This window comes from Pantoea sp. EKM21T (assembly GCF_011800405.1).
GTDB classification, from domain to species: domain Bacteria; phylum Pseudomonadota; class Gammaproteobacteria; order Enterobacterales; family Enterobacteriaceae; genus Pantoea; species Pantoea agglomerans.
Window position 1 is genome coordinate 88,831 of sequence record NZ_JAALFV010000012.1, and the last position, 26,095, is coordinate 114,925.

At 54.0% G+C, this 26,095-nt stretch carries 21 protein-coding genes; 9 read left to right on the top strand and 12 right to left on the bottom strand.

Annotated features, from left to right (window positions below; translation table 11 throughout):
* The first annotated feature begins 2 nt into the window (after nucleotides 1-2).
* From trmH to HFD87_RS20345, 4 genes are all read left to right on the top strand, one after another.
* The gene (gene trmH, locus HFD87_RS20330) at nucleotides 3-701 is read left to right on the top strand and encodes a tRNA (guanosine(18)-2'-O)-methyltransferase TrmH (RefSeq protein ID WP_010258414.1); all 699 of its coding nucleotides are present in this window, start codon (nucleotides 3-5) and stop codon (nucleotides 699-701) included.
* Complete coding sequence (gene recG, locus HFD87_RS20335; protein WP_010258417.1) at nucleotides 698-2,776, top strand: ATP-dependent DNA helicase RecG; 2,079 nt, start codon at nucleotides 698-700, stop codon at nucleotides 2,774-2,776. Before trmH ends, recG begins: the two co-directional genes overlap by 4 nt.
* 104 nt (nucleotides 2,777-2,880) lie before the next feature.
* Nucleotides 2,881-4,254 (top strand): NCS2 family protein, encoded by a 1,374-nt coding sequence (locus HFD87_RS20340; protein ID WP_167423840.1) that lies wholly within the window; start codon nucleotides 2,881-2,883, stop codon nucleotides 4,252-4,254.
* 118 nt (nucleotides 4,255-4,372) lie between these two features.
* The gene (locus tag HFD87_RS20345; RefSeq protein ID WP_167423841.1) at nucleotides 4,373-6,052 is read left to right on the top strand and encodes an AsmA family protein; all 1,680 of its coding nucleotides are present in this window, start codon (nucleotides 4,373-4,375) and stop codon (nucleotides 6,050-6,052) included.
* A 34-nt stretch (nucleotides 6,053-6,086) separates the two neighbouring features.
* Here HFD87_RS20345 and fabY read toward each other — a convergent pair whose 3' ends face one another.
* From fabY to typA, 5 genes are all read right to left on the bottom strand, one after another.
* Nucleotides 6,087-7,034: a fatty acid biosynthesis protein FabY gene (fabY, locus tag HFD87_RS20350; RefSeq protein ID WP_010258423.1), complete on the bottom strand. Its 948-nt coding sequence runs from the start codon at nucleotides 7,032-7,034 to the stop codon at nucleotides 6,087-6,089.
* Between the two features lie 56 nt (nucleotides 7,035-7,090).
* Entirely contained in the window at nucleotides 7,091-7,528 is a 438-nt protein-coding gene (gene dtd, locus HFD87_RS20355) for a D-aminoacyl-tRNA deacylase (protein WP_167423842.1), read from the bottom strand.
* Nucleotides 7,525-8,394 (bottom strand): virulence factor BrkB family protein, encoded by an 870-nt coding sequence (locus HFD87_RS20360; RefSeq protein ID WP_111535052.1) that lies wholly within the window; start codon nucleotides 8,392-8,394, stop codon nucleotides 7,525-7,527. The genes dtd and HFD87_RS20360 overlap by 4 nt, the downstream gene beginning before the upstream one ends.
* 3 nt (nucleotides 8,395-8,397) lie before the next feature.
* Entirely contained in the window at nucleotides 8,398-8,994 is a 597-nt protein-coding gene (yihX, locus tag HFD87_RS20365; RefSeq protein ID WP_010258428.1) for a glucose-1-phosphatase, read from the bottom strand.
* A 210-nt stretch (nucleotides 8,995-9,204) separates the two neighbouring features.
* Nucleotides 9,205-11,028: a ribosome-dependent GTPase TypA gene (typA, locus tag HFD87_RS20370; RefSeq protein ID WP_010258429.1), complete on the bottom strand. Its 1,824-nt coding sequence runs from the start codon at nucleotides 11,026-11,028 to the stop codon at nucleotides 9,205-9,207.
* 438 nt (nucleotides 11,029-11,466) lie between these two features.
* Between typA and glnA the strand changes: the two genes are divergently transcribed.
* From glnA to glnG, 3 genes are all read left to right on the top strand, one after another.
* Nucleotides 11,467-12,876 (top strand): glutamate--ammonia ligase, encoded by a 1,410-nt coding sequence (gene glnA / locus HFD87_RS20375; protein WP_010258434.1) that lies wholly within the window; start codon nucleotides 11,467-11,469, stop codon nucleotides 12,874-12,876.
* 139 nt (nucleotides 12,877-13,015) lie between these two features.
* Nucleotides 13,016-14,065 (top strand): nitrogen regulation protein NR(II), encoded by a 1,050-nt coding sequence (glnL, locus tag HFD87_RS20380; protein WP_008926971.1) that lies wholly within the window; start codon nucleotides 13,016-13,018, stop codon nucleotides 14,063-14,065.
* A gap of 7 nt (nucleotides 14,066-14,072) precedes the next feature.
* A complete protein-coding gene (gene glnG, locus HFD87_RS20385) occupies nucleotides 14,073-15,482 on the top strand; it encodes a nitrogen regulation protein NR(I) (protein ID WP_010258440.1) in 1,410 nt (469 codons plus the stop codon).
* 41 nt (nucleotides 15,483-15,523) lie between these two features.
* On the opposite strand, the gene hemN is transcribed toward glnG, so the two are convergent.
* Together hemN and yihI are read right to left on the bottom strand one after the other, a co-directional pair.
* The gene (hemN, locus tag HFD87_RS20390; protein WP_052271766.1) at nucleotides 15,524-16,897 is read right to left on the bottom strand and encodes an oxygen-independent coproporphyrinogen III oxidase; all 1,374 of its coding nucleotides are present in this window, start codon (nucleotides 16,895-16,897) and stop codon (nucleotides 15,524-15,526) included.
* A gap of 233 nt (nucleotides 16,898-17,130) precedes the next feature.
* Nucleotides 17,131-17,655 carry a Der GTPase-activating protein YihI gene (yihI, locus tag HFD87_RS20395; protein WP_010258445.1) on the bottom strand — a complete coding sequence of 175 codons (525 nt, stop codon included), beginning with the start codon at nucleotides 17,653-17,655 and terminating at the stop codon, nucleotides 17,131-17,133.
* A gap of 551 nt (nucleotides 17,656-18,206) precedes the next feature.
* Here yihI and yihA point away from each other — a divergent pair.
* The gene (gene yihA, locus HFD87_RS20400; RefSeq protein WP_010258448.1) at nucleotides 18,207-18,842 is read left to right on the top strand and encodes a ribosome biogenesis GTP-binding protein YihA/YsxC; all 636 of its coding nucleotides are present in this window, start codon (nucleotides 18,207-18,209) and stop codon (nucleotides 18,840-18,842) included.
* A 417-nt stretch (nucleotides 18,843-19,259) separates the two neighbouring features.
* Here the strand turns inward: yihA and polA are convergent, their stop codons facing one another.
* From polA to HFD87_RS20420, 4 genes are all read right to left on the bottom strand, one after another.
* Complete coding sequence (gene polA / locus HFD87_RS20405; RefSeq protein ID WP_033766527.1) at nucleotides 19,260-22,046, bottom strand: DNA polymerase I; 2,787 nt, start codon at nucleotides 22,044-22,046, stop codon at nucleotides 19,260-19,262.
* Between the two features lie 378 nt (nucleotides 22,047-22,424).
* A complete protein-coding gene (gene dsbA / locus HFD87_RS20410) occupies nucleotides 22,425-23,054 on the bottom strand; it encodes a thiol:disulfide interchange protein DsbA (RefSeq protein WP_010672112.1) in 630 nt (209 codons plus the stop codon).
* 26 nt (nucleotides 23,055-23,080) lie between these two features.
* Nucleotides 23,081-24,067 carry a serine/threonine protein kinase gene (locus HFD87_RS20415; protein WP_010258460.1) on the bottom strand — a complete coding sequence of 329 codons (987 nt, stop codon included), beginning with the start codon at nucleotides 24,065-24,067 and terminating at the stop codon, nucleotides 23,081-23,083.
* Nucleotides 24,068-24,112: 45 nt separating this feature from the next.
* The gene (locus HFD87_RS20420; RefSeq protein ID WP_033759287.1) at nucleotides 24,113-24,388 is read right to left on the bottom strand and encodes a YihD family protein; all 276 of its coding nucleotides are present in this window, start codon (nucleotides 24,386-24,388) and stop codon (nucleotides 24,113-24,115) included.
* Between the two features lie 44 nt (nucleotides 24,389-24,432).
* Between HFD87_RS20420 and mobA the strand changes: the two genes are divergently transcribed.
* Nucleotides 24,433-25,038: a molybdenum cofactor guanylyltransferase MobA gene (gene mobA, locus HFD87_RS20425; RefSeq protein WP_163850195.1), complete on the top strand. Its 606-nt coding sequence runs from the start codon at nucleotides 24,433-24,435 to the stop codon at nucleotides 25,036-25,038.
* Between the two features lie 262 nt (nucleotides 25,039-25,300).
* On the opposite strand, the gene HFD87_RS20430 is transcribed toward mobA, so the two are convergent.
* Complete coding sequence (locus HFD87_RS20430; RefSeq protein ID WP_010672113.1) at nucleotides 25,301-25,615, bottom strand: hypothetical protein; 315 nt, start codon at nucleotides 25,613-25,615, stop codon at nucleotides 25,301-25,303.
* Nucleotides 25,616-26,095: the final 480 nt, after the last annotated feature.

The following is a 26,095-nucleotide window of genomic DNA, read 5'->3' on the forward strand; positions in this document are numbered from 1 at the left end:
GCATGAACGATCAACGATTTGCCCGGATTCAGGCGATGCTGGCACTGCGCCAGCACGATCTCACGGTCTGTATGGAGCAGGTGCATAAACCGCACAATGTTTCCGCAGTGATCCGCACGGCGGACGCCGTCGGCATCCACGAAGTGCATGCCGTCTGGCCGAGCCAGCGGATGCGCACTCAGGCTTCCGCATCTGCCGGAAGCAACAGTTGGGTTAAAGTGGTCACCCATCCCACCATCGGCGATGCTGTAAAAAAGCTCAAACAACAGAAGATGCAGGTTTTAGCGACCCATCTCTCTGCCGATGCCGTGGATTTCCGTGAGATCGATTATACCCTTCCGACCTGCATCCTGATGGGCCAGGAAAAAACCGGCATCACCGAAGAAGCGCTGGCGCTGGCCGATCGGCAGATTGTGATTCCGATGGTGGGTATGGTGCAGTCGCTGAATGTCTCGGTTGCCTGCGCGCTGATCCTGTATGAAGCACAGCGGCAGCGGCAGAACGCGGGTCTGTACCTGCGCGACTACAGCCTGCTGGACGAAGATGAGCAGCAACGTCTGTTGTTCGAAGGCGGATTCCCGGTACTGGCGCGGGTCGCAAAACAGAAAGGTTTACCCTATCCGCGCATCAATGCGCAGGGCGAAGTCGACGCCGATCCCAGCTGGTGGGCAACCATGCAATCGACCGGTAAAAGAAGATGAAAGGCCGTCTGCTGGATGCCATCCCGCTCAGTACCCTGACCGGCGTCGGTGCCAGCCAGGCGGCAAAGCTGGCCAAAATTGACCTGCATACCATTCAGGATCTCCTGCTTCATCTCCCGCTACGCTACGAAGATCGTACCCAACTTTATGCCATTGATGATCTGCTGCCCGGTATCTGGGCCACAGTAGAAGGCGAAGTGCTGCACACAGATATCACCTTTGGTCGCCGCCGGATGATGGTGTGCCAGATTAGCGATGGCAGCGGCGTACTGACGATGCGCTTCTTTAATTTCAATGCCGGGATGAAGAACAACCTGTCGCCGGGCCGGCGCGTCACCGCGTATGGTGAAATTAAACGCGGTCAGCGTGGCGCTGAGATTATCCATCCCGAATACCGGATCCAGGGCGAACAGAGCAATGTGACGCTGGAAGAGACCTTAACGCCGGTTTATCCCACCACCGAAGGTATTCGGCAGGCCACGCTGCGTAATCTCACCGATCAGGCACTGACGCTGCTGGAGAGCTGCCCGATTGCCGAACTGCTGCCGCAGGAACTGAGCGGCGGTTTAATCAGCCTGCCAGATGCGCTCCGCACGCTGCATCGTCCACCACCCGATCTAAAACTCAGCGAGCTGGAGAGTGGTCGTCATCCGGCACAACGCAGATTGATTCTGGAAGAGCTGCTGGCACACAACCTCAGCATGCTGGCGGTACGCGCCGGTGCTCAGCGCTATTACGCTTTACCGATGCTTCCCCGGCACAACCTTAGCGACCAGCTGCTGGCAGCGCTGCCCTTTTCACCGACCAATGCGCAGAAACGCGTGGTGGCGGAGATAGAGAAAGATCTGGCAAATGACTTTCCGATGATGCGGCTGGTGCAGGGTGACGTCGGCTCGGGTAAGACATTGGTCGCCGCGCTTTCTGCGCTGAACGTTATCGCACATGGTAAGCAGGTTGCTCTGATGGCGCCGACCGAACTGCTGGCTGAACAGCACGCCAGTAACTTCCGCCAGTGGTTTGCGCCGCTGGGCATTGAAGTGGGCTGGCTGGCCGGAAAACAGAAAGGCAAAGCCCGCCAGGCACAGCAGGAAGCGATAGCCAGCGGTCAGGTGGCGATGGTGGTGGGCACACATGCCCTGTTTCAGGAGCAGGTGCAGTTCAACGGTCTGGCACTGGTCATTATTGATGAGCAGCATCGGTTCGGCGTCCACCAGCGACTGGCGCTGTGGGAGAAAGGTGAGGAGCAGGGCTTCCATCCGCATCAGCTGATCATGACCGCCACACCAATTCCGCGCACCCTGGCGATGACCGCTTATGCCGATCTCGATACCTCAACCATCGATGAGCTGCCGCCGGGACGTACACCGGTGACCACCGTGGCTATCCCCGATACCCGACGCGATGAGATTGTGGCGCGGGTTGAGCATGCCTGCCGCGAAGGGCGTCAGGCCTACTGGGTCTGTACCCTGATTGAAGAGTCAGAATTGCTGGAAGCACAGGCGGCAGAAGCCAGCTGGGAATCCCTGAAAACGGCGCTGCCCGACTTAAACATCGGGCTGGTGCATGGCCGTATGAAGCCTGCGGAAAAACAGGCGGTGATGCAGGCGTTTAAAGCGAATGAACTGCAGCTGCTGGTGGCGACGACCGTGATTGAGGTTGGCGTGGACGTGCCGAATGCCAGCCTGATGATCATCGAAAACCCGGAGCGGTTAGGGCTGGCGCAGCTGCATCAGCTGCGGGGCCGTGTGGGCCGTGGTGCCGTAGCATCACACTGTGTACTGCTCTACAAAGCGCCGCTGAGCAAGACGGCGCAGAAGCGTTTACAGGTGCTACGCGACAGCAATGACGGCTTCGTCATTGCCCAGTTCGATCTGGAGATTCGCGGGCCGGGTGAACTGCTGGGCACGCGTCAGACCGGCAATGCCGAATTTAAAGTGGCCGACCTGCTGCGCGATGCGGCGATGGTGCCCGAAGTTCAGCGTGTGGCGCGCCACATCCACCAGCACTATCCCGAGCAGGCCAGCGCATTAATTGAACGCTGGCTGCCAGAGAACACCCGTTATACCAACGTCTGAACGATCCCCCTCTGATTCGGCTTTTTTATCCCTGCCGGGCAAACGATTGCTTTTAGCCTGCGGATGATTACAATCGCCACATTATTTTTCGGGAAGAACAGAAGATGTCCACTAATCCGCAGCCAGAACAGCCTTCCGCCACGCAAAGCGAACTGATTTATCGTCTTGAAGATCGTCCTCCCCTGCCGCAAACGCTGTTTGCCGCCGGTCAGCATCTGCTGGCGATGTTTGTCGCGGTCATTACCCCCGCGATTCTGATTTGTCAGGCGTTAGGGCTGCCCGCAGAGGATACCCGGCACGTGATCAGCATGTCGCTGTTTGCATCGGGTGTGGCATCACTGCTGCAAATCAAAACATGGGGGCCAGTGGGTTCGGGCCTGCTGTCAATTCAGGGCACCAGCTTCAACTTCGTTACGCCCTTGATTATGGGCGGCATGGCGCTAAAAAATGGCGGCGCTGACGTGCCCACCATGATGGCGGCGCTGTTTGGTACGCTGATGCTCGCCTCCTGTACCGAAATGGTGCTGTCACGCGTATTGCACCTGGCGCGCCGGATTATTACGCCGCTGGTTTCCGGTATCGTGGTGATGATTATCGGCCTGTCGCTGATTCAGGTAGGGCTGACCTCCATTGGCGGCGGTTTCAGCGCAATTAACGATCATACTTTTGGTGCGCCGAAAAATCTGATGCTGGCAGGGGCTGTGCTGCTGGTGATCGTGCTACTTAACCGGCAGAAGAACCCCTACCTGCGCGTTGCCTCCCTGGTTATTGCCATGGCGGTGGGCTATCTGCTGGCCTGGGCGATGGGCATGCTGCCTGCTGCCGGCATCCCCATCGATCAGCCGCTAATCGTGGTGCCGACCCCGCTCTATTACGGGCTGGGCTTCGACTGGAATCTGCTCATCCCGCTGATGCTGGTGTTTATGGTGACCTCTCTGGAGACCATCGGCGATATCACCGCCACCTCGGATGTGTCAGAGCAGCCGGTCAGCGGACCCCTCTATATGAAACGCCTGAAAGGCGGCGTGCTGGCGAATGGCCTCAACTCCTTTGTCTCCGCGCTGTTTAATACTTTCCCGAACTCCTGCTTCGGTCAGAACAATGGCGTGATCCAGTTGACCGGTGTTGCCAGCCGCTACGTCGGCTTTGTTGTCGCGCTGATGCTGATTGTGCTGGGGCTGTTCCCGGCGGTCAGCGGACTGGTGCAGATGATCCCTGAACCGGTACTCGGCGGCGCCACCATTGTGATGTTCGGCACCATCGCCGCCTCGGGTGTCCGCATTGTGTCACGCGAGCCGCTTAACCGCCGCGCCATCATGATTATTGCGCTGTCGCTGGCGGTGGGCCTGGGCGTTTCCCAGCAGCCGCTGATCCTGCAGTTTGCGCCTGACTGGCTGAAAACCCTGCTCTCTTCCGGTATTGCGGCGGGCGGTATTACCGCTATCGCACTCAACCTGATTTTTCCGCCAGAGAAGTAAGGCCAGAGGCAGGCTTCGGCCTGCCTGCTAATTATTCGGATTTACATCCAGGCTGTTGAGCTGTAACGGTAATTCAGGCATAACAACCTCTCACCGGATTTAACTCGGGAAGGATGCTATGAAATTTATTGGAAAGTTTTTCCTCACCTTACTTTTGCTGCTGCTTTTCACCCTGGTCGTGATCTATGTTCTGTTGCAGACACAGTGGGGTGCAGGCTGGTTTAGCCGTTGGGTGAGTGACAAAACCGAATGGCATCTCTCCCTGAGTAAAATTGAACACAATTTCTCCTCTCCCTCTCACATCATTCTGGATGACTTCAGCTTTGGTCACGATGGACAGCCTGCAGTTCTGGTGGCGAAACGGGTCGATCTCGGTCTGGCACTGATTCAGTTCAGCGATCCGCTGCATTTCAGCAGCCTTGAGCTGCGCGACGGAGAAGTGAATCTGGCCAATCTGGCGCCAGGCAGCGCGCTACCGATTCAGGCCGATCGCCTGCAACTCAACAATATGCGTATCGACAGCCCCAACAGCGCGTTACCGCTGTTTGCTCAGCAGGTTAATGGCGGCATTCTGCCGTGGAAACCCACTGCCCTTGATATGCTGGGCCGCGATGCCCGCTTCCAGATGAGCGCAGGCAGCATGACACTGAATAACGTGCCGGGTGAAAACGTACTGATCCAGGGCAGTGTTGCCCAGGGTCGGATGCGCTTTGACAATATTGGTGCCGACCTGGCGCGTGGCTCTATGACTGGCAACGGTGAGCGCGATGCCCAGGGCAACTGGAAAATTAATCAGCTGCGACTGAACGACATCCGTCTGCAGACCACCAGTAGCCTGAAAGATTTCCTGCATAGCCTGCAGGTTGTCCCCTCGATCGCCATTACGCGGCTCGACATGACCGATGCCCGCCTGCAGGGGCCTGACTGGGCGGTAACGGATCTGGATCTGACGCTGAGAAACGTTAACTGGCAGGGTGATGACTGGCAGAGTAACGATGGTTCGCTGGCGCTGAATGCCAGCAATTTTATCAACGGTGGATTCGAACTAAATGACCCCATCGTTAACCTGGACTTCTCACCGCAGGGCGTGGCGCTGACGCAGTTCAGTTCACGCTGGGCGAATGGGGTGATTCGGGCTGACGGTGACTGGTCGCGTAGCGATAAACGCCTGACACTGAAAAACCTGGCGGTGGCGGGACTGGAATACACTCTGCCGCAGGACTGGGGCGATCGCTGGCAGGCGACACTGCCCGCGTGGCTGGATAGCGTAGAGGTGACTCGCTTCACCTCTAACCGAAACCTGATAATCGACATCAATCCGGCTTTTCCCTTCCAGCTGACCTCACTGGATGGATCCGGTGAAAACCTGCTGCTGGCGCAGCAGCACCAGTGGGGGATCTGGTCGGGTAAGCTCAGCCTGAACGCAGCAGAATCAACCTTTAATCGCACCGACCTGCGTCATCCGTCGATTGCGCTGAGCGCTGACCAGCAGCAGATTCAGGTTACGGAGCTGAGTGCGTTCAGTAATAAGGGCCTGCTCGAAGGGACGGCCACCGTAGGCCAGCAGCCAGCCCGTCCGCTGACGCTGCAACTGACAGGTCGTGCTGTACCAGTGAATGTGTTGCAGAACTGGGGATGGCCCGCGTTGCCGTTAACCGGTGACAGTAATATGCAGCTGCAGCTGAACGGTGCATTAACAGCAAATCAGCCGCTGCGCCCGACGGTTAATGGCAGTTTGTCGGTGACAACCGACAGTCAGCAACTGCAGCAGACCATGCAGGCTGGCGAGGTACGTTAACAACAGATCAGGGCCGCTGAAGCGGCCCTGATGATTAGTTGATACGCGCGCCGGAACCCCCTTCTTCCAGCGGCCCGTCAGGATCGGCGGGCAGGACGATATAGACCCCTTCAAACACCGCGCCACACTCATCATTGCCAAACAGCTCAACTTCGAGCTGCACACGCGCTTTACGTCCGCGAGCCAGGCGGTCGAGATCGCCGCTTAATGAGCCCAGGTCGGCAATCGCGCCAGGCCGTCCGCTGATGGGGTGGCTGTAGCGAATGTGCGCATCCGCCAGAATAATGGTGCCACCCAGATGACGCTCGCGCAGCAGCAACCAAATCAACCCCCAGCCGGTCAGCGTTGCCAGCGAAAACAGGCTGCCAGCGAACAGCGTCTGGTGTGGATTCTGGTTGCCCGCTTCAGGCATGGTGGTGATAAATTTTTGCCCGGTAAACTGCAGAATACGGACGCCCATCTTTTCGCTGAGCGGGATATGATCATACCAGGCCTGTTGCAGCTGACCGCACCAGTCGGCGCGATGCAGGATATCGTCAAGCGTGACGACCGGTTTGATCATCAGAAAGTGACGAACCGGCGTCGTCTGCGGCGCGGTAATCTCGCCCTGATTGATGTAGCCGAGTTTAGCGAAGAAAGCGACAGCATCTTCGCGGGCGCTGCAGGTTACCCGCTTAGCCCCTTCCTGACGCGCCACGGATTCCAGCGTCATCGCCACCAGGGTACCCAGTCCCTTGCCCTGAACCGAAGGATGAACGGCCATGAAGCGGATAGCGGCCTCATTGTCGGCATTAATATAGAGACGGCCGATGGCGACCGGATTTCCCTGCTCATCAACCACCATCTGATGATGCGCCAGCGCATCCCAGGCGTCACGTTCCGACCCCTGCGGCTGACGCAGAGGTTTACGCAACATCTCCCAGCGGAACTGATAATAGATATCCAGCTCTTCCGCCGTCTGTGGCACGCGAAGGTGATACATGTAATGTTTCTCCCGCTCGGATGTGTGGCCAGTTCCCTGCCGCTCAGCTGACGTTCTCACACCTGTAACCAGAACGTCACAGGACCATCATTCACCAGCGAGACCTGCATATCCGCAGCAAAACGGCCATTAGCCGTGGTGATGCCCTGCTTGCGACAGCAGTCGCTGAAATATTCATACAGCCGCTCGGCTTCAGCGGGCTCGGCGCCACCCGAAAAGGAGGGACGCATCCCTTTTTGGGTATCTGCGGCCAGCGTAAACTGTGACACCACCAGCACGCTTCCGCCCGCCTTGCGAACACTCAGGTTCATTTTGCCCTGCTCATCACTAAAGATGCGATAGCCCAATACGCGTTCTGCGAGACGTTCCGCACGCGCGTTGTCATCGCCCTTTTCCACGCCCAGCAAAACCAGTAAACCGGCATCGATTTCACCGACCACTTCCTGATTGACGCTGACGCTGGCGCGCTGTACGCGTTGAATCAATGCAATCATGTTTCCTCGCGTTGCTCCTCTTTGTGTTGCTGCTTTAACTGCCGATAGTCGGCTAACGCAACGGTGATTTCAGCGCCTAACAACACAATACACCAGGTCCAGTAGACCCAGAGAAACAGAATGGGGATCACGGCCAGTACGCCGTAGATCAGCTGATAAGAGGGGAACATAGTAACATAGAGCGCAAAGCCCTTTTTGCCCAGCTCAAACAGCGCACCGGCAACCAGCGCGCCAATCAGCGCATCGCGCGGCGGCACTCGCTGGGTAGGAACGATGCTGTAGAGCAACCAGAAGGCGAGCCACGACAGCAGGAGCGGGAAAATACGCAGCATCTGATCGACCAGGCTGGTGACGCCTGTCGCGTTAATCCAGCGCAGCGACAGCAGATAGGAGCTGATCGCCAGACTGGCACCGGCCAGTAACGGGCCAAGTGTCAGGATCATCCAGTAGACCGCAAAGGAATAGACCATCGGCCGCTTCTTGTTGCTGCGCCAGATGGTGTTTAACGCGGTATCGACGGAATGCATCAGCAGTAAGGCGGTAACAATCAGGCCGACCGCTCCGACCGCCGTCATCCGGTTTACGTTAGCCACAAACTGCTCAAGATAGCGTTGCAGCGTGTTACCTGCAGCCGGCATCAGATTGGTAAAGACAAAGTGCTTCAACTGCACACTGATATCAGAGAAGACCGGAAACGCCGCAAACAGGGCAAACACCACCGCAATCAGCGGCACCAGCGCCAGCAATGAGACAAAAGCCAGATTACCGGCCTGGGTCGTCATGCCATCCTCATCAATGCGTTTCCACAACAGTTTGAGCCACAACCAGAACGCATGCAGCCCGGGACGAAATTTACGTGACATCATGAATTACTGTTGACCTGCAAACCAGTTGGGTACCGTTTTACTGTCAGTAACCAGTACACTTTCAATACCCAGGGCGCGGGCCGCCTCAATATTCTGTGGATTATCGTCAAAAAATACCGCCTGATCGGCAGCCACACCTTCTGCGTCCAGCACATGCTGATAAATCCGGGCTTCCGGTTTACGCATGCCCAGCTCCTGGGAGAGATAGAGCTTGTCGGCTGCCTGCTGCACGTCCGGATACTGTGTTGGCCAGAATTCGCAATGCAGTTTGTTGGTGTTAGAGAGGATCACCACCCGATGGCCCTCCAGCCGCAGCCGGTTCATCAGCGCCAGGATTTCCGGACGCACGTCAACGAATACCGCCTGCCAGCCAGCGGCAAACTGTTCATAGCTCAGCGCGATTTCCAGCTTTTCACATAGCGCCAGCGCGAAATCTTCATCGCTGATCTCGCCACGTTCGTGTTGTTCAAACGCCTCATCCATCTGGAAATGGCTTTGCAGCGAGGCCAGCGGCACACGACTAAGGTCACTCCAGACACCCAGCACGCGGTTAAAGTCGATATCGATAATCACATTGCCCAAATCAAAGATATACAGCATGGTGTGTCTCCTTCTGTTCCCTGGAGTATTCACTCTAGCGGCAAAAGGGCAGGCTGAACAGGCACTCGCGGAGAGAAAAGCGTAAACGGCAGCGGGCAGGTAAAAAGCGCGACATATCCCACAAATAATCGCTGGCCCGGCTGAAGAGGCAGGAATTTCAGGCAAAAAAAAAGCCCCGCAGGCGGGGCTCTTTATCAGTTAAAGGCGCAATTATGCGTCTTTAGGACCACGTGATGCACGTTTACGGTCATTTTCAGTCAGGTGACGTTTACGGATACGCACTGACTGTGGTGTAACTTCTACCAGTTCGTCATCATCGATGAACTCGATCGCCTGCTCAAGGGTCATCTTGATTGGCGGAACCAGCGTCGTGGCTTCATCAGTACCTGAAGCACGCATGTTGGTCAGTTTCTTACCGGTCAGGCAGTTAACTGTCAGGTCGTTAGAACGGCTGTGAATACCGATGATCTGGCCTTCATAGACTTCTGCACCGTGACCCAGGAACAGCTTACCGCGGTCCTGCAGGCTGAACAGTGCAAACGCAACTGCTTTACCCTGACCGTTGGAGATCAGTACGCCGTTCTGACGCTGGCCCACTTCGCCCGCACGAATGTCATCGTAGTGGCTGAAGGTAGAGTAGAGCAGACCGGTACCGGAAGTCATGGTCATGAATTCGTTACGGAAGCCGATCAGGCCACGGCTTGGGATCACGTAGTCGAGACGTACGCGGCCTTTGCCATCCGGATCCATGTTTTTCAGATCGCCCTTACGCTCACCCATGGCTTGCATGACTGAACCCTGGTTGTTCTCTTCGATATCCAGCGTAACGTTCTCGAATGGCTCCTGTTTACGGCCATCGATTTCGCGGAAGATAACTTTCGGACGGGATACCGCCAGTTCGAAACCTTCACGACGCATGTTTTCGATCAGAACTGACAGGTGAAGCTCACCACGACCTGATACGCGGAACGCGTCAGCATCTTCGGTTTCTTCAACGCGCAGTGCCACGTTGTGAACCAGTTCTTTGTTCAGACGCTCAAGGATCTGACGTGAAGTCACGTACTTACCTTCTTTACCGCAGAACGGTGAGGTGTTGACGTTAAAGAACATGGTAACTGTTGGCTCATCGACACTCAGTGCTGGCAGCGCCTGCACGTTCTGTGGATCACAGATGGTGTCAGAGATGTTCAGCTCGCCCAGACCGGTGATAGCAATGATATCGCCCGCTTCTGCCAGGTCGCTGTCGATACGCTCAAGACCCAGGTGAGTCAGGACTTTACCGACTTTACCGTTACGGGTTTTGCCTTCGCTATCGATGATAGTGACTTGCTGGTTAGGCTTAACTTTACCGCGCTTGATACGGCCGATGCCGATCACGCCCAGGTAGTTGTTGTAGTCCAGCTGAGAGATTTGCATCTGCAGTGGGGCGTCAGCCTCAACCTGCGGAGGTGCAACGTGGTCGACGATCGCCTGATACAGCGGGGTCATATCGTCAGCCATGTCGGTGTGCTCAAGACCAGCAATACCATTCAGCGCAGAGGCGAAAATGATAGGGAAGTCGAGCTGCTCATCAGTAGCATCCAGGTTAACGAACAGGTCAAAGACCTGATCAACAACCCAATCCGGACGCGCACCAGGGCGGTCTACTTTGTTGATAACCACAATCGGCTTCAGACCATGCGCGAACGCTTTTTTGGTCACGAAGCGGGTTTGCGGCATAGGGCCATCCATCGCATCTACAACCAGCAGCACCGAGTCCACCATGGACATGACGCGCTCAACTTCACCACCGAAGTCGGCGTGTCCCGGGGTATCAACGATGTTGATACGGTAGTCATTCCACTTAATGGCGGTGTTTTTTGCGAGGATGGTAATCCCACGCTCTTTCTCCAAATCATTGGAGTCCATCACGCGCTCTGTTGCTTCGGTACGGGCATCAAAAGTACCGGATTGTTGCAGCAGTTTGTCAACCAGGGTGGTCTTTCCATGGTCAACGTGCGCGATGATGGCGATGTTACGCAAATTTTCGATCACAGCTTTGCCTCAGGCATTAGAAATAGCGCGTTATTGTACACTGATTAAGCGGAAGACTGAACACGATCACACTTTTCACTGAAAGTTTATTGCATGGAGGCCAATTTGCCCTGTTACCGGTGCAGAAAATGCACTAAGTTGGTCTGATGCACCAAAATAGTGCCACCAGATGACCATTAAGCACCACAGTGGTGCAATAAAACGATCGTGGTGCAGCCGCTTTATGACAAAAAGGTGCACCACAAGGCGATTTAAGCATCATCAAAAAAGTTGGCACAGAATTCGCTTTATCTAAATCAAGCGTAAACGCCAGACAGATGTCGGTTGAAGAGCGTGCCGGAAGAGGTTGGTCAGGGAGTTGTTTTCCCGCAACGTATTCCGGAAACGACGTTTCCTCGCCATGTAGATAATGAAAGACCATTTCCAGGAGAGTTGAGTATGTCCGCTGAACACGTTCTCTCGATGATGAACGAGCATGAAGTTAAGTTTGTTGACCTGCGTTTTACCGATACCAAAGGTAAAGAACAGCACGTTACGATCCCTGCTCACCAGGTTAACGCTGACTTCTTCGAAGAAGGCAAAATGTTCGATGGTTCGTCTATCGGCGGCTGGAAAGGCATTAACGAATCAGACATGGTGCTGATGCCTGACGCCACCACGGCGGTCATGGATCCTTTCTTCGAAGATTCTACGCTGATCATCCGTTGTGACATCCTCGAGCCAGGCACCATGCAGGGCTACGACCGCGATCCACGCTCTATCGCTAAGCGCGCTGAAGATTTCCTGCGCTCTTCCGGCATCGCTGATACCGTACTGTTTGGACCAGAACCAGAATTCTTCCTGTTCGATGACATCCGTTTCGGCTCATCGACGTCCGGTTCACACGTTGCTATCGACGATATCGAAGCGGCATGGAACACCGGTAAAGAGTACGAAGGCGGTAACAAAGGTCACCGTCCAGGTCTGAAAGGCGGCTACTTCCCGGTTCCACCGGTTGACTCATCACAGGACATCCGTTCTGCCATGTGTCTGACCATGGAGCAGATGGGCCTGGTTGTTGAAGCGCATCACCACGAAGTGGCGACCGCGGGTCAGAACGAAGTGGCAACCCGCTTCAATACCATGACCAAAAAAGCGGACGAAATTCAGATTTACAAATATGTGGTTCACAACGTTGCGCACGCTTACGGCAAAACCGCGACCTTTATGCCGAAGCCTATGTTTGGCGACAACGGTTCAGGCATGCACTGCCATATGTCACTCTCCAAAGGTGGCCAGAACCTGTTTGCCGGCGATAAGTACGGCGGCCTGTCTGAAATGGCGCTGTTCTACATCGGCGGTATCATCAAGCACGCTAAAGCGATCAACGCCCTGGCGAACCCGACCACCAACTCTTACAAGCGTCTGGTCCCGGGTTACGAAGCACCGGTTATGCTGGCTTACTCTGCCCGTAACCGTTCAGCCTCAATCCGTATCCCGGTTGTTGCCAGCCCGAAAGCGCGTCGTATCGAAGCGCGCTTCCCGGATCCAGCGGCTAACCCATACCTGGCGTTCACCGCACTGCTGATGGCTGGCCTGGATGGCATCATCAACAAAATCCATCCTGGCGATGCGATGGACAAGAACCTGTATGACCTGCCACCGGAAGAAGAAGCTGAGATTCCAAAAGTTGCAGGCTCTCTGGAAGAAGCGCTGAATGCACTGAACGAAGACCGCGAGTTCCTGACCCGCGGCGGTGTATTCACTGACGAATCGATCGATGCTTACATCGAACTGCGTAAAGCAGAGATGGATCGCGTTCGCATGACGCCACACCCGGTTGAGTTCGAGCTCTACTACAGCGTTTAACTGGTCAGACGTTTTTTGTTGCCGTGGAAACTTTTAGCCCATCTTCGGATGGGCTTTTTTCTCCGCGAATTCACCGTTCATTCGCCCTCTTTTCGGCTTAAAGACTAAAATGCACCTCTTTAGTGCAGAGGAACGTTGTATGGCAACTGGCTCTCTGCCCGATGCAGGGCAGATTCTCAACGCGTTAATCAACAGTATTTTGTTGGTGGATAACGATCTGGTTATTCATTACGCCAACCCGGCGGCGCAGCAATTACTGGCGCAAAGCTCACGCAAATTGTTCGGCACGCCGTTACCGGAATTAACCGGCTACTTTTCGCTGAATATCGAGGTGATGCGCGAGAGTCTTGAGGCTGGCCAGGGATTTACTGACAGTGAGGTCACGCTGGTGGTAGATGGTCGCGCGCACATTATGTCGCTGACCGCCCAGCGGTTACCCGATGGCTTAATCCTGATGGAAATGGCGCCGATGGATAATCAGCGTCGTCTCAGTCAGGAGCAGTTACAGCACGCCCAGCAGGTGGCCGCTCGCGATCTGGTTCGCGGCCTGGCCCATGAGATTAAAAATCCGCTGGGAGGATTGCGCGGCGCGGCACAGCTTTTATCCCGCGCCCTGCCCGATCCCTCGCTGAATGAATATACCAAAGTGATTATTGAACAGGCCGACCGTTTGCGGAATCTGGTTGATCGTCTGCTGGGGCCGCAGCAGCCGGGCATGCACATCACGCAGAGCATTCATCAGGTGGCCGAACGGGTGGTCAATCTGGTGTCGATGGAGCTGCCGGAGAATGTCTCGCTGGTACGGGATTATGATCCCAGCCTGCCGGAACTGCCGCACGATCCCGATCAGATTGAACAGGTGCTGCTTAACGTGGTGCGCAATGCGCTTCAGGCGCTGGGCGACGATGGCGGCACCATTATTATCCGCACCCGCACGGCTTTCCAGCTGACGCTGCACGGCACGCGTTATCGCCTGGTGGCACGTATTGATATTGAAGATGATGGCCCCGGCATTCCGGCCCAGCTGCAGGATACGCTGTTTTATCCGATGGTCAGCGGACGCGAAGGCGGTACCGGTTTAGGCCTCTCCATCGCCCGTAGCCTGATTGATCAACATTCAGGAAAAATAGAATTTAACAGTTGGCCGGGACACACCGAATTCTCGGTTTACCTGCCTATTCGCCAGTGAGGTTTCTATGCAACGAGGGATAGTCTGGATCGTCGATGACGATAGCTCCATCCGCTGGGTGCTTGAACGCGCGCTCACTGGAGCCGGTTTGAGCTGTGCGACTTTTGACAGCGCAAGCGAGGTGCTGGATGCCCTCTCAACCAAGACCCCGGACGTTTTACTGTCAGACATTCGCATGCCCGGTATGGATGGCCTGGCGCTGCTGAAACAGATTAAACAGCGTCATCCGATGCTTCCGGTCATCATAATGACGGCGCATTCAGATCTGGACGCTGCCGTCAGCGCCTATCAGCAGGGTGCCTTTGATTACCTGCCTAAGCCGTTCGATATCGATGAAGCGGTTGCGCTGGTCGAGCGTGCTATCAGCCACTATCAGGAGCAGCAGCAGCCACGTAATCAGCCGGTCAGCGGACCCACCACCGATATCATCGGTGAAGCGCCCGCGATGCAGGATGTGTTCCGCATCATCGGACGATTATCGCGCTCGTCGATCAGTGTGCTGATCAACGGCGAGTCCGGTACCGGTAAAGAGCTGGTGGCCCATGCGCTGCATCGCCACAGCCCGCGCACCAAAGCGCCCTTTATCGCGCTCAACATGGCGGCGATCCCCAAAGATTTAATTGAATCAGAACTGTTTGGTCACGAAAAAGGCGCCTTTACCGGGGCGAACCAGATCCGTCAGGGCCGTTTTGAGCAGGCGGATGGCGGCACGCTGTTTCTGGATGAGATCGGTGATATGCCGCTGGATGTGCAGACCCGTCTGCTGCGCGTGCTGGCCGATGGCCAGTTCTATCGCGTTGGTGGCTATGCGCCGGTCAAAGTGGATGTGCGTATTATCGCGGCGACCCACCAGAATCTGGAATTACGCGTACAGGAAGGCAAGTTCCGTGAGGATCTGTTTCACCGCCTGAACGTGATTCGTGTGCATCTGCCACCGCTGCGTGAGCGTCGTGAGGATATCCCGCGTCTGGCGCGTTATTTCCTGCAGGTGGCGGCGCGTGAGCTGGGTGTGGAAGCGAAGATTCTGCATCCGGAAACCGAGACAGCGTTAACCCGACTGCACTGGTCAGGTAACGTGCGTCAGCTGGAGAACACCTGTCGCTGGCTGACCGTGATGGCTGCGGGTCAGGAAGTCCTGATTCAGGACCTGCCCGGAGAACTGTTTGAATCCAGTACGCCGGAGAATCCGGTGCAGTCGCTGCCTGACAGCTGGGCAACGCTGCTGGCACAGTGGGCCGATCGCGCTCTGCGTTCCGGTCATCAGAATCTGCTGTCAGAAGCCCAGCCGGAGATGGAGCGCACGCTGCTCACCACTGCGCTGCGTCATACGCAGGGCCACAAACAGGAAGCGGCACGTTTGCTGGGCTGGGGACGAAACACGCTGACGCGCAAGCTCAAAGAGCTGGGCATGGAATAAGCGGTTCAGTACGGGCTGGTGTAGTCTGCCAGCCCGTTTCTTCAGATAACGCGGGAGAACTGCTGCTGACGCGCTTTCTGACGCAGATAGCGATCAAAGCACATGCAAATATTGCGGATCAGTAACCGGCCAATTCCCGTCACCTCCAGCCCCGTAGCGGTTTGTTCCACCAGCCCATCGGCTATCAACGGCTTCAGCAGCGCCAGGTCCTCAGCAAAATAGTCGCTGAAGCGAATTCCCCATTGCGCTTCTGTCGCGGCAAAATTCAGCGAGAAGTTGCAAATCAGCGTTTTTATCACGTCACGACGCAGGCAATCATCGTCGGTTAAGGCGATGCCACGCCACAGGCCATTTCCCTGCTGTTCCACACAATTGTACCAGGTATTAAGGTCTTTCTGGTTCTGCGCATAACTGTCACCAATCATGCTGATGGCAGAGACGCCAAGCCCCAGCAAATCGCTGTCGCCCTGCGTCGTGTATCCCTGGAAATTGCGATGCAGCTGCCCTTTGCGCTGCGCGATAGCCAGTTCATCCTGCGGCTTCGCAAAGTGATCCATTCCAATGAACTGGTAGCCCTGCTGAGTCAGGGTTGCGATGGTCTGCTGTAAAATATCCAGCTTTTGCTGAGCCGATGGCAGTTCACCCTCTTTGATTTTACGCTGTGCCGCGAACATCGCCGGCAGATGCGCATAGTTAAAGACGCTAAGACGATCCGGGCTCAGCGCCAGTACCCGCTCCAGCGTCCAGGCGAAGCTGGCGGGCGTCTGCAGGGGTAAACCATAGATCAGGTCAATGCTGGTCGAGCTGAACCCCTGTTCACGGGCACGCGCCATCAGCCCGAAAATCACCTCTTCATCCTGTACCCGGTTAACCCGCTCCTGCACCGATTTGTTGAAGTCCTGCACCCCCATGCTCAGACGATTAAATCCCAGCGATCGCAGGTGATCAATCACATCCAGCGCAATTTCCCGAGGATCCACTTCGATCGACATTTCGGCATCATCGGCCACGCTGAAATGCTGCTTCAGTAAACCCACCAGCCGGGAAATCTGCGCATTGTCGAGGAAGGTTGGCGTGCCGCCGCCCCAGTGAAGCTGCGTGACCTGACGCTGACGAAACAGCGGCGCGCGCTGAATAATCTCCTGCTCAAGCACATCCAGATAGCGATCCGCTTTGTGGCGCTGACGCGTCACTATCTTATTGCAGCCGCAGAAGTAGCAGAGACGATGGCAGAAGGGAATATGGACATAGAGCGACAGCGGACGATCAGGGTAACGCGCCACGGCACGCTGGAAGTCGTTTTCCGCGTACTGCTCGCTGAACTCCAGCGCAGTGGGATAGGAGGTGTAACGCGGGCCGGCATAATTGTACTTTTCAATTAACGCCTGATCCCACTCAATCTGCTGCGATGGCATGCTCACTCCTTCCGGTGACGTCGTCTGAGAGAAGGTCGCGAAGAAGAGGAGATAAAAGGTGAGCGGGATGAGACCCGACGTAAACGTTGCTTCAGACGCGACAGGCGTCGTAGTTTAAACAATAACCACAGCAGATAACATGTCGCCAGCAGCGCGAAAATTGATCCAGGCCAAAACATTGTCGTTTACCTGCTAAGCGCGGCATGCGGGTAACGCATGCCGATCAAATTTGCTTAGTTGCCTTTCAGCAGACGGTACATATCTTCTTCAGCCTGCTCATCTTCGGCATCATCCATCACAATGCCTAACTGCTCCATCAGTTCGTCGATACGATCCAGCGAGGCATCCAGCCAGCCCTGATCTTCAGCCGACAGCGTTTCGCCATTTTCCAGCCGATCCAGCAGCGCATCCAGACGTTCGTCATTTTCCAGCTTCGCCAGCTCTTCTTCTGGTGTCAGACGCACTTTCTTCTCTGCTGCCGGTTTTTCTGCGCTTTTCTTTGGTTTAACGGCAGCGGTTTTTCCTTCAGCGATCAGGGCCACCGGTTTTTTACTCCCGATGCGCGGATCTTTGACGCTGTCCGCCTGACGTCCGCCATTGTTTTCGGACGCAGCCGGATTAGCACGGCTGCCAGATGCATGTCCGCGATGCTTTTTATCACGTTTGCGATCGCGTGCTTCATGGTTGATATCGTCACGCGATTTGCGTTTGGCTTTGACGGCAGGTTTGCCGTTAGCAGCTCGTGCAGGTTGCTTCATAGTATTCGGTCCCGGCTTTTTTTATTCAGTATAGAATTGCGGCGAAATCTAGCAGAAAGTAGACAAAGAAAAAAGGCGACAGCTCAAGCTGTCGCCTTATTTCATACCTTCATAAGAAGGAATCATGTTTTAAATCCTTTTCGGCTCGTAACATCCCGGTTAATCCCGCGCCTGCTCAACTCCTGAGCTATTCCTTATCCCTGTCTGGCCGCATCCCTGACCCTGTTCCATTCCATCGCTCATAACCCTCCTGGTATCCCTGAGCGCATCATCCTGATGTGTGCTGCCGTGCACTGCACACTAATGTAGACCAACTGGTAAAAGCCTCAAGTCAGTGTCAAAAATAGTTAGTTCAAAAAAAGAACGTTTTAAGATAAAGGGTTGAATTACATATTTTTTTATTTTTAGTAATTAAAGTAAAAAGCGAAATAACCCGCACCGTGAATGGCAAATCTCTTACAAAGTTTGTTACCGAGATGCGATTGAGCACTTTCGCGTCATAACGCGTATAATCGCCCGCATTGCCTTAATGCGTTTTCTGGAGTGTCACCTTGTCTGAATTGAATTACCACGTTACCCACTTTGTCATGAGCGCGCCGGATATCCGCCATCTGCCTGCCGATACCGGAATTGAGGTGGCTTTCGCTGGCCGCTCGAACGCGGGAAAATCGAGTGCGCTGAATACGTTAACCAATCAGAAGGGTCTGGCGCGTACCAGTAAAACGCCGGGACGTACGCAGCTGATTAACCTGTTTGAAGTGAAAGAAGGTAAGCGTCTGGTCGACCTGCCCGGTTACGGTTATGCCGAAGTCCCGGAAGAGATGAAGCTGAAGTGGCAGCGCGCGTTAGGTGAATACCTGCAAAAACGTCAGGCGCTGAAAGGACTGGTTATCCTGATGGATATCCGTCATCCGCTGAAAGATCTCGACCGGCAGATGATTCAGTGGTCAGTGGAAAGTGGCATTCCGGTGCTGTTGCTTCTCACTAAAGCAGACAAACTGGCCTCAGGTGCCCGTAAAGCGCAGCTCAATGTCGTGCGTGAAGCCGCACTCGAATTTGTTGGTGATGTGCAGGTAGAGCTCTTCTCATCGCTGAAGAAAATCGGCGTGGATAAGGTTCGTCAGAAGCTGGACAGCTGGTTTAATACGCTTGAACCTGCGGTTGAAGATCAGGACGCGGAAGAGTGAGTGGCAACCTTGTGCCGGTGATGCTGACGGTACAAAAAGCCCAATAAAAAACGCCCCAGTCACAGAATGACTGGGGCGGCTAAATTCAGCCAAATCCGATTACGTGAAGTAAAAGGTCTGAAAGATAGAACATCTTACCTCTGTACCCTACGCGACGAACTTTACCTGATTTTCTGTGCGTGACAAAGGCTTTTTTGTTGCTTACTTACATGAAACAGGACTTTTTTTACCATGCACGTCACAAAAATAGCGTTGCGATGTAGTTTAATGACGAAAAAAATGTTTAGACCATAAGCAGTTAGAAAAGCGTTTTCTCTCAGTGCCAGCGTTGACCACGCTAAACCGGTCAACTAAACGATTTTCTTATACCTGATTCAGGGCCGGTTCTGTTCTTCAGAACCGACCACACGCATCGAATCAGTGGGCTTCATCCCAGTTGTCACCCACACCGACCTCAACCAGTAAAGGTACGTCGAGCTGCACGCTACCTTCCATCAGCGCACGGATTTTCTGGCTCGCCTCTTCAACCGCCTCGGCTTTGACTTCGAACACCAGTTCATCGTGAACCTGCATGATCATTCTGACGGCATTGTCGTTTTGCTGTTCCAGCCAGTTATCCACGGCAATCATTGCCCGCTTAATGATATCCGCTGCCGTTCCCTGCATCGGCGCATTGATCGCGGCACGTTCAGCGGCTTTCCGGCGAATGGCGTTACCGGATTTAATATCGGGCAGCCACAGCCGACGGCCTTCCAGCGTTTCGACATAGCCTTTACTCGCCGCCAGCTGGCGTGTGTTCTCCATATAGCGCAGGACGCCCGGATAGCGTTCAAAGTAGAGATCCATATACTTTTTCGCTTCACCCGCACCGATATTCAGCTGACGCGACAGACCAAAGGCGCTCATGCCATAAATCAGACCAAAGTTGATCGCTTTGGCGCTGCGACGCTGTTCGCCGCTGACCTTATCCAGCGCCACGCCAAACACTTCGGATGCCGTCGCGCGGTGAATATCTTCGCCCTGGGCAAAAGCGTCCAGTAATCCTTTGTCCTGAGAGAGATGCGCCATGATACGCAGTTCGATTTGTGAATAGTCTGCCGCCACAATGCGATGGCCTTTGGCCGCTACAAATGCCTGACGGATTCGGCGTCCTTCATCATTACGCACCGGAATGTTTTGCAGATTCGGATCGGCAGAGGATAAACGTCCGGTTGCGGTGACGGCCTGATGATAAGAGGTATGTACCCTGCCACTGATCGGATTGATCATCAGCGGTAATTTATCCGTATAAGTAGACTTAAGTTTGGATAAGCCGCGATGCTCCAGAATCACTTTGGGTAACGGATAATCAAGTGCCAGCTCGGCTAACACCTCTTCGCTGGTTGAAGGCGCGCCGCCTGGTGTTTTCTTCGTGGGCTTGATGCCCTGTTTTTCAAACAGAATCACCTGAAGCTGCTTGGTGGATGAGAGGTTGAAGGGTTCCCCCGCCAGCTCATGCGCTTTCAACTCAAGCTCAGCCAGTCGGGCCGTCAGCTCTTTCGAATGCTGCGCCAGAATAGACTGATCGATCAGCACACCGTTGCGCTCTATGCGCGAAATCACCGTCAGTAACGGCATCTCAATCTGTTCGAAGACTTTTTTCGGGCCCGCTTCTTTCTCCAGCTCTGGCCACATCTTCAGATGCAGCTGCAGGGTCACATCTGCATCTTCTGCAGCGTAATGGGATGCCTGCTCTAACGCGATTTGATTGAACGTCAGCTGATTTTTGCCTTTACCGGCGATCTCCTGGAAGGTCACGGTTTTATGGTTAAGCCAGCGAGCGGCCAGGCTATCCATGTCATGTTTGCCCACCACGCTGTTGAGGATATAGGACTCAAGCATGGTGTCGAATTTGATACCGGCCAGTTCAATGTCGTAGTTTTTCAGCACGCCGCGATCGTATTTCAGGTTCTGGCCAACTTTCCATGCGCTCTCATCTTCCAGCAAGGGCTTGAGCTGTGCCAGAACGGTAGCGCGATCCAGTTGATCAGGCGCATCAAGATAGTCATGGGCAACCGGCAGATAGGCGGCTTCACCGGGCGCCACCGCGAAGCTGATGCCGACGATGTTAGCGCTCAGGGTATCCAGCGCGTCGGTCTCCAGATCAAACGCAAAGACCTCGCTGTTTTTCAGCTTCTCCAGCCAGCTATCAAAGAGATCCTGATCCAGAATGGTGACATAACCCTCGGTCGGTAACACGCTGCTGGTTTCCGCCACCGGGGCCGGTTCATCGGCCTGCGCTTTTTGCGCCTGCGTAGTGCTCTTTTTACCCTGCAGCCATTTACCGTCCTGCAGGTCACTCAGCCAGCGTTTGAACTCGTAACGACTGAACAGGGCCTGCAATGCCTCTGTATCGGGCTCAGTGACTGTGAGCTCTTCACAGGGCAGCGCCAGCTCAACGTCTGTCTTAATGGTCGCCAGCTGATAAGAGAGAAACGCCACATCACGATTCTGCTCAAGTTTGGTCGCCATGGTTTTGGCACCACGAAAGCCGAGATCGGCCACTTTGTCCAGATTGTCATAGATCGTCTGCATGCTGCCCAGCCCCTGCAGCAACGCCTGTGCCGTTTTCTCACCGACGCCTGGCACGCCAGGAATGTTATCGGAGCTATCACCCATCATGGCAAGGAAATCGATGATCAATGCGGGTGGAACACCATATTTCTGCTCAACCTCTTCTGGTCCCAGAATGGTGTTGCTCATAGTGTTAATCAGCGTGATGGCGGGCGTGACCAGCTGCGCCATATCTTTGTCGCCGGTGCTGATCAGTACTGAGAGACCCTTTTTCTCCGCTTCCAGCGCCAGCGTACCGATGACATCATCAGCCTCGACGCCGCTCACAGCCAGCAACGGCAGCCCCATCGCCCGCACCATCTCATGCAGCGGCTCAATTTGTGCACGGAGCTCGTCAGGCATCGGGGGACGGTGAGATTTGTAATGCTCAAACAGCTCGTCCCTGAAGGTTTTGCCTTTGGCATCGAATACCACAGCAACGTGACTCGGATTGTATTGCGCCAGCAGGCTTTTCAGCATGTTGAGCACGCCGTACATGGCGCCAGTGGGTTCACCTGCACTGTTGGTCAGCGGCGGAAACGCGTGATACGCGCGATAAAGATAGGATGAGCCATCGACCAGAATCAGGGGATTTTCTGCTATTTGCGCCATAAGTCTGTGTAGTCTTCGTTGCTATGAGTTGGGCTATAAGGATGCCACAACCAGGCAGAAATGGTGAACTAAGGCGTGCCACGTCTGGAGTTTTTCACGCTTTTGGGGACAGGATCGCAACGATCGTTCTGTGGATAACTTTGTGCGTAAAAATTATAACGCGCTGTTTTTCAGGAAAATAAATAATCGGAACCTGAATAAAAACCATAAATTTCATTGGTTTATTTAATTTCCGTGACCCGATCGCTATTTTTAATAGCGCGATCCCTTGTGTGGATATTAAATTTATGCCCTGGAGATGGACAAAAATTGGCCCGTTGTTCAAAGGCATAAAAAAAACGCCAGCAGAGCTGGCGTTTAACGGGGGTGTGAGGCTGATTACTTCTGGCTTACCAGGAATTTAACCACGTTCGCATAGTCTGCGACGAAATTATCCATAGAGCTGGTATCAAGACCGCCGTTGTTAACCATGTATTTGCCATTCACGAAAATAGCAGGCACACCACGCAGATCAACATCAGCAGCGGCTTTTTGCTGCTGCGCAACCAGCGCTTTTACGGCGAAGCTGTTCCAGGCTGCATCATAGTCCGCCGCAGAGATACCGGCCGCTTTGACAAAGGTCTCTTTCAGACTGGCAGGATCGGTGATGGTCTGCGTTTTCTGAATGCCATCGAAGATCGGTGCTGTCACTTTATCTTCAACGCCCAGCGCCATCGCGACAGCCCAGGCCTGGGTCACGACCGGCCCCAGCTCTCCACCGAGAAAATCGACGTGGTATTTCACCATCTTAGTGTCAGCAGGCAGATTCTTTTTCACCGCGTCATTGACGTGATAAATACGTTCAAACTGATAGCAGTGCGGGCAGAAGAAGGAGAAGAACTCCATCACCTGAGGTTCGCCGGCCACAGGTTTAGGCAGACTCACATATTGTTTACCTTCAGTGAACTGGGCAGCAGATGCGCTGAATGCCAGCACTAAACCCATCAGTGCAAACCAAATTTTTTTCATCGTGAAAAATTCTCCTGACTACGTCATTAATATTGCGGTGTCAGCTGCAGAGGAGGTTCCTGCAACAGCTTCTCCTGCTCGGTAAAGAGTGAAATTTGCCTGCGCCAGAAATCTTCATCTGTCATCCAGGGGAAAGCGCGCGGAAAAGCGGGATCCTGCCAGCGTCGGACAACCCAGGCCAGATAATAAACCATGCGCATGGCGCGTAAAGGTTCAATCAGTGACAATTCATTAATATCAAAATCACTGAACTCACTGTACGCCTCCAGCAGTATATCCCATTGAATACGCTGTTCCTGACGATCGCCGCTGATCAGCATCCAGAGATCCTGCACGGCCGGGCCATTACGGGCATCATCCAGATCGACAAACAGCGGTCCGTCACGCCACAGGATATTACCCGGATGGCAGTCGCCATGTAATCGTAGCGGCTGCCACGTGGTGTGCCACTGTTGTTGCAGCGTGTTTCCCAGCTTATCGATAGCCTGTAGCAGTGCGACTTTAAGCGATGCAGGCACTAACAGAGAGTGCTCCAGCACCTGCCGGGGTTCATGCAGATATTCATCCAGACCGATGGCAGGCCGATGCCTGAACAGCGCTTTACGCCCGGTCTGATGAATGCGGCCCAGGAAGCGGCCTACCCACTCCATCTGATCTTCGTTGTCTGTCTCATATTGCCGTCCGCCCAGGCTGGGGAATACGGCAAAGAAGAAGCCAGCGTGACTATGCAGTGTCTCACCCTTTAACCGCAGTGGCGCCGCGATGGGCACTTCGTCAGCCAGCAGATCAAGTGCGTACTGATGTTCTTCAGCAATCTGTTCGGCACGCCAGCGCTGTGGGCGATAAAACTTCGCAACATAGCGGCGTTTTTCGTCGTCGCTGAATTGATAAACCCTGTTCTCGTAGCTGTTCAGGGCTGTCAGACCCGATTCGACGCGAATTCCTGTTTCCCAGAGCGCATCAAGCAACACGTCGGGATTCAATGTCTGGAAGTTAAAAGCAGCGTCGCTCATCATGTTACCTGTAGTTGCCCTTGCAAATAGCAGCCAAGGATAACACTACTCGTCCTGTTTAATGACACCCCGTGCGCGGAGCAGTGCTGTTTTAAAATCAACTTCATAATCTTTTTTCAGGCCTGGGATCTCATCATCGCTGGCTGAGTCACGCATCTTGAGATGGTAAATTAATACATCATCGGTTAATTCACTTAACGGGCCACGGAAACCAGATTCCTGAGCCAGTTTCTGCAAAAATGTGACCAGATTAAGATCAGGCTCTTTTTGCCAGGCGGGTTGCAGCAACTCGATTAACTCGTTTAAACGATGGCATTTCATTCAGATTTCTCCTTTCACAGTGCGTCATCAGCGAGGGCACAGTCATGACAATATTAACCGGCATCATTCTGGCCGGTGGTCAGGGCCGCCGTATGGGTGGTCAGGACAAAGGGCTAGTACAGCTGGATGGCAGGCCGCTTTATCAGCATGTCCTTGAACGGCTCAGGCCACAAGTCGACATTGTCATGATTAACGCGAATCGTAATATTGATCGCTATCAGTTAAGCGGATGCCGCGTGGTGCAGGACGTCTTTGAGGATTATCCCGGTCCGCTGGCCGGTATCTACAGTGGGTTGCGTGAGATTGAAGGGGAATGGGCGGTATTCAGCGCCTGCGACACCCCCGCTATCCCGCTCAACTTCGTGGAGCGGCTGATGCAACAACGAGGCGATGCCCCCGCAGTGTGGGTGCGCTCACAAACCCGGGATCATCCTACTCTGGCGCTTATTCATCGCGATCTCCGTACGCCACTCGGTGAATACCTGCAGGCTGGTGAGCGTCGCCTGATGCAGTTCCTGCGCGATCAGGGTGGACATGCGGTGCTGCTGGATGATGATGAATCGCTATTTCTGAATGTGAATACGCCTGATGACCTTAGGGACTATCCTGCCGGCAATATGCCGGACGGAAATGGTCGTCAGCCAGCATAATGTAAAGTCCAGTAGCAGAAGATCCAGCCCGATAGTAACAATTAACGGGACGTCCTTATTTTTGCAAAAAAAAGAGCTTTTTTATCTCTGTATGACGATGGCTACAGTTATTCGTGGAATAAGAGTCGCTGAGCATTCTCAGCCATTGCAACATCGGATGACTGATTACCAGTAAAATAGCTTCAGACAGGGATAGAGAGAAAAGGGGCAGCACGCCTGATATTTAAAATGGCAGGTGATGCCCCGGACGATCAGAGCATTATCAGCCAGCGTTCAAAATATTTGTCCAGACTGAATCTGCGCGTGCCATTGAATCAGCAGTACCTTCCGCTGCACCGACTACCAGACCAAAAACAACGCCCCAAATGCCACCAAACAGGCCGCCTAAAACACCCTGTGCTGGAGCCAGGATTCCACTGGTTACGCCATTAGTATTAGCAGAGATGTTCCAGCCCGCCCATGCAACGCCCATTCCGCCAGCAAACATTCCGATAACTGCACCACCGATGCTGTCTAAGATCCCAGTAGAGGCGGCACCTGATACTAATTCTGTTTCAGCAACAGTTAGTTCTTTCATTTTAATCTTCCTTAAATTAGTTAATGCTCAATAGAAATCCATCGGAGACATTTAATTAAATGTCGAAATTAGTTTCAATCAAGCACTAAAAAATGTAAATAGAATAAAATCCATTCATTCTAAATGCTATGCGTTAGTCCTGTTAGCAGGTTTATTATCATATTAGCTTAATAAGTTGGTAACTTATTAAGCTATAAATTTCAAAAACTTTGTATCTGCTAGTCTTTATTTTATATTTTGATCTAATGATTATTATAGTTTCCGGTGTTTATCAGGCTACTGGTAATTCAAAAAGGAAATGGAGGAACCTGGAGGCTACCGGAGCAGGCTTACAGGTCAAGTTTTCAGCTTAACGTGGCAAAGTGCAGACGTAAAAAAGCCCCGCACTTTCGTGCGGGGCTTTTTCACTTATTTAATGCCTGGCAGTTCCCTACTCTCGCATGGGGAGACCCCACACTACCATCGGCGCTACGGCGTTTC